This is a genomic window from Streptomyces sp. WAC04114 (genome assembly GCF_019733245.1).
Lineage (GTDB): Bacteria > Actinomycetota > Actinomycetes > Streptomycetales > Streptomycetaceae > Streptomyces > Streptomyces massasporeus_A.
The window spans coordinates 1-3,752 of the sequence record NZ_JAIGQA010000322.1; the positions used below are offsets into that span (position 1 = coordinate 1).

A 3,752-nucleotide genomic window follows, 5' to 3' on the forward strand; every position below is an offset into this window, starting at 1 on the left:
CCCCCACGGCCCACGCCCCGAACGGCACGTACGCCCAGGTCGTGAACGTCGCCTCGGGCCGGTGCCTGGAAGTGGCCGGCGACTTCGACAAAGGCACCGACGTCGTCACCGCCCCCTGCACCGCCGCCCCCACCCAGCGCTGGCGCGTCGACACCGGCCGCGGTGTCGTGCAGTCGTCCGCGGACCCCGACTACTGCCTGGACAGCCGCGGTTCCGTCGACCGGGGTGTAGGCATCTGGGAGTGCGACTCGGTCGACGGCGACAACGGCGACAACCTGCGCTTCACGGTCGACGCCGACGGGGTCATCCGCCCGGCGATCGCCATCGCGACGGCGGTCACTCCGGACAGGGGCGGCGGGCTGTCGCTGGAGCCGCTGACCGGGGGCACGGCTCAGCAGTGGCGGGCGGGGGCGAAATGACCCGCCCCTCCAGGCCGGCCGAACTGCTCGGCGGCGCGCAGCAGTTGCCCGTGCCCGTCCCGCACGACCGCACGACCGCACGACGGCACGGACGGGTTCCTCGCGACCCGCCGCCGGCACGACCGGAACGCCGACCTGCTCGGGCTCGACACCGTCGACGTCGGCCACCGGCTCCTGGTGACAGACGTCTGACCCCCGCGAGCCCGATATTCGGTGGCGCCCCCCGCTCCCCCCGGTCCACCATGCCCGCATGGTCTCAGGTGAACACCCCGGCGAAGCAGTGATGGCAGACGAAGCCTCGGACACGACGCGGTGGACGCGGGCGACCGTCTACCCGGACATGTGGGTCGACCCTGACGACGACCCCCGCGAGACCGACGTCCAGCCCGTCGACGAACGCGGCATCCTCCTCGACTACCTGCGCAACTACCGCCTCACGTTCGAGATGAAGTGCGCGGGACTCAACGCCGAGCAGATGGCCCGGCGTTCCGTCCCGCCGTCCACGATGTCCCTGCTCGGGCTGGTGCGGCACCTGACCGAGGACGAGCGGCACCTCCGGCGGGTGATGGCCGGCGAGGACGCGCCGAAGCTGTACCGCACGGAGGAGGACCGGGACGGTGACTTCAACGGTGCCGTCGCCGACCAGGCGGTCGTGGACGAGGCCTGGCGGGCGTGGCGTGCCGAGATCGAGCACACCGACCGCTTCCTGGCCGGCATCACCGACCTCGCCACCCGCAACGCCGGCTTCTCCGACTACGGCCCCGAACCGGGCGGACAGGTCCAGCTCCGCGACATCCTGGTCGCGCAGATCGCCGAGTACGCACGGCACTGCGGCCACGCCGACCTCCTGCGCGAACGCATCGACGGCCGCGTCGGGCAGTGAACGAAAGTCGCTGAGAAAATACTTCGCGGTGGTGTCGAGAACCCGCGTCCAGCTCCGTCCCCGGGGTGAAGGCGGCCAGGATGGGTCGCACAGCACCGAGGAGAAGACGATGGCCAAGTACCTGCTTCTGAAGCACTACCGCGGCGCCCCGGCAGCGGTCAACGACGTGCCCATGGACCAGTGGACGCCGGAGGAGATCTCGGCGCACATCCAGTACATGAACGACTTCGCGGCCCGGCTGGAGAAGACCGGCGAGTTCGTCGACGGTCAGGCGCTCGCCGCCGAGGGGGCGTGGGTCCGGTACGACGGTGAGGGGCGCCCGCCGGTCACCGACGGCCCGTTCGCCGAGACGAAGGACCTCATCGCCGGCTGGATGATCATCGACGTCGACAGCTACGAGCGGGCCGTCGAGCTGGCCGGGGAGCTGTCCGCCGCCCCCGGCGCGGGCGGGAAGCCGATCCACGAGTGGCTGGAGGTGCGCCCGTTCCTGACCGCGCCGCCCACCATCCCGGAGTGCTCCGTCCATGGATGAGGCACTGCTCCGCAGCCTCACCCCGAGCGTGCTCACGATCCTCGTCCGCCGCGGGGCCGACTTCGCGGCGGCCGAGGACGCCGTGCAGGACGCGCTGGTCGAGGCGCTCCGCGTGTGGCCGGCCGACCCTCCCCGTGACGCGAAGGGCTGGCTGGTCACCGCGGCCTGGCGCAAGTTCCTCGACCAGGCGCGGGCCGACAGCGCCCGCCGCCGGCGCGAGGACCTGGTCGACGAGGAGCCGGCACCCGGGCCCACGCCCGACTCCGACGACACGCTCCAGCTCTACTTCCTGTGCGCCCACCCCTCGCTGACGCCCTCGTCGGCGGTCGCGCTCACGCTGCGCGCCGTCGGCGGGCTCACCACGCGGCAGATCGCCCAGGCCTACCTGGTGCCCGAGGCGACCATGGCGCAGCGCATCAGCCGTGCCAAGCGCACCGTCTCCGGCGTGCGGTTCGACCAGCCCGGCGATGTCGCGACCGTGCTGCGCGTCCTCTACCTGGTCTTCAACGAGGGCTACTCCGGCGACGTCGACCTCTCCGCCGAGGCCATCCGGCTCACCCGGCAGCTCGCGGGCGCGATCGACCACCCCGAGGTGGCGGGGTTGCTGGCGCTCATGCTGCTCCACCACGCCCGGCGCGCCGGCCGTACCGCGCCCGACGGCAGCCTGGTGCCGCTCGCCGAGCAGGACCGCGGCCGGTGGGACACCGCGGCCATCGCCGAGGGCATCGGGATCCTGCAGACGGCACTCGCCCGTGACCGGCTGGGCGAGTTCCAGGCCCAGGCCGCCATCGCGGCGCTCCACGCCGACGCGTTGACCGCCGAGGAGACCGACTGGGTGCAGATCGTGGAGTGGTACGACGAGCTGCTGCTCCTGACGGACAACCCGGTCGTCCGGCTCAACCGCGCGGTGGCCGTGGGTGAGGCCGACGGACCGCGCGCCGGTCTGGCGGAGCTCGCGGCGCTGGACGACTCCCTGCCCCGTCACACCGCGGTGGCGGCGTACCTCCACGAGCGCGACGGCGATCCGGAGACGGCCGCCCGCCTGTACGCCGAGGCGGCCCGCAAGGCTCCGAACCTCGCCGAACGCGACCACCTGACGCGCCAGGCGGCCCGCCTCAACGCCGGCCGGCGCCGCTGACGGGCCGCACGCGGCAGGTCACCGGACGGTCAACGGCACAGGGTGCACCTCGTCCGCCAGGTGCCCGGCCCGCTCGTGAATGCGCTGGACCGCTTCGGCCGAGGGTGCCTCGGAGAGGCAGTAGACGTGGCCGGACTCCGGGTCCGCCCAGGCCATCTCGAAGTGGACCTGCTCGTCCTTCTCTATGGCGAGGTCCGCGTTGTGGGCCTCACGGAGCTGCTCCTCCGTGATGCCCTTCATGCCGCGATGGACATCCATGAACTTGGGCATGCCTCGCGTCTCCTTCCCGCACGGCGCCGGTCGGCGCCGCCTTGCCTCCCTCTCATGCTCCGCCCGTACGGCCGCGGGGGCGACCCAAGGCCCTACGGCCCCGACCAACGACCCCACGCCGCAGGGCCCGGCGAGACCGCCGGGCCCTACAGGTCATGCGCACTAGAGCGGGCCCTACAAGCCCTGCGCACTACAGGTCGTACGAACGACAGCGCTCGTACGAACGACAACGCGCCGGCGTCAGCCGCACTGGCAGGGGCTGCCCGACTGACACCCGCAGCCGCAGCCCGAACCGCAGCCGCACGCGGCGATCAGGGGAAGGCTCCTGATCTCGGCGGGCTGCTCGGTCTCGCGCTGCCGTTCGGGGTCGGGCGTCGTACTGGGGGATTCGGCCATGGGTCCCTCCTCGAGGCTGGTGCCTGTGCCCATTGGATGCCCGCTCCGCTGGGCGCATCAACGGCGCACTGAGGCGCCCAGCGGAGCGGGCATCCAATGGGCACAGGCACCAGC

At 72.5% G+C, this 3,752-nt stretch carries 6 protein-coding genes; 4 read left to right on the top strand and 2 right to left on the bottom strand.

Going from position 1 to position 3,752, the window contains the following annotated elements; translation table 11 throughout:
- The 4 genes from K4G64_RS38680 to K4G64_RS38695 form a co-directional block, all read left to right on the top strand.
- The coding region (locus tag K4G64_RS38680) for an RICIN domain-containing protein (RefSeq protein WP_221760528.1) at positions 1-419 on the top strand (419 nt) is incomplete at its 5' end.
- A gap of 283 nt (positions 420-702) precedes the next feature.
- On the top strand, positions 703-1,302 hold the full coding sequence (locus K4G64_RS38685; RefSeq protein WP_260461564.1) for a DinB family protein: 600 nt from the start codon (positions 703-705) through the stop codon (positions 1,300-1,302).
- A gap of 109 nt (positions 1,303-1,411) precedes the next feature.
- Positions 1,412-1,834: a YciI family protein gene (locus tag K4G64_RS38690; RefSeq protein WP_221760529.1), complete on the top strand. Its 423-nt coding sequence runs from the start codon at positions 1,412-1,414 to the stop codon at positions 1,832-1,834.
- Positions 1,827-2,972 (top strand): RNA polymerase sigma factor, encoded by a 1,146-nt coding sequence (locus K4G64_RS38695; protein ID WP_221760530.1) that lies wholly within the window; start codon positions 1,827-1,829, stop codon positions 2,970-2,972. The genes K4G64_RS38690 and K4G64_RS38695 overlap by 8 nt, the downstream gene beginning before the upstream one ends.
- A gap of 18 nt (positions 2,973-2,990) precedes the next feature.
- On the opposite strand, the gene K4G64_RS38700 is transcribed toward K4G64_RS38695, so the two are convergent.
- Positions 2,991-3,242, bottom strand: a complete 252-nt coding sequence (locus K4G64_RS38700; RefSeq protein ID WP_190904509.1) for an SCO4226 family nickel-binding protein — start codon at positions 3,240-3,242, stop codon at positions 2,991-2,993.
- Positions 3,243-3,482: 240 nt separating this feature from the next.
- On the bottom strand, positions 3,483-3,638 hold the full coding sequence (locus K4G64_RS38705) for a hypothetical protein (protein WP_221760531.1): 156 nt from the start codon (positions 3,636-3,638) through the stop codon (positions 3,483-3,485).
- Positions 3,639-3,752 lie beyond the last annotated feature (114 nt).

What these genes read in the sequence shown, in the direction of transcription:
- K4G64_RS38690 (WP_221760529.1), top strand. Translation starts at nt 1,412, where the DNA reads ATGGCCAAGTACCTGCTTCTGAAGCACTACCGCGGCGCCCCGGCAGCG.
- K4G64_RS38705 (WP_221760531.1), bottom strand. Translation starts at nt 3,638, where the DNA reads ATGGCCGAATCCCCCAGTACGACGCCCGACCCCGAACGGCAGCGCGAG.
- K4G64_RS38685 (WP_260461564.1), top strand. Translation starts at nt 703, where the DNA reads ATGGCAGACGAAGCCTCGGACACGACGCGGTGGACGCGGGCGACCGTC.
- K4G64_RS38695 (WP_221760530.1), top strand. Translation starts at nt 1,827, where the DNA reads ATGGATGAGGCACTGCTCCGCAGCCTCACCCCGAGCGTGCTCACGATC.
- K4G64_RS38700 (WP_190904509.1), bottom strand. Translation starts at nt 3,242, where the DNA reads ATGCCCAAGTTCATGGATGTCCATCGCGGCATGAAGGGCATCACGGAG.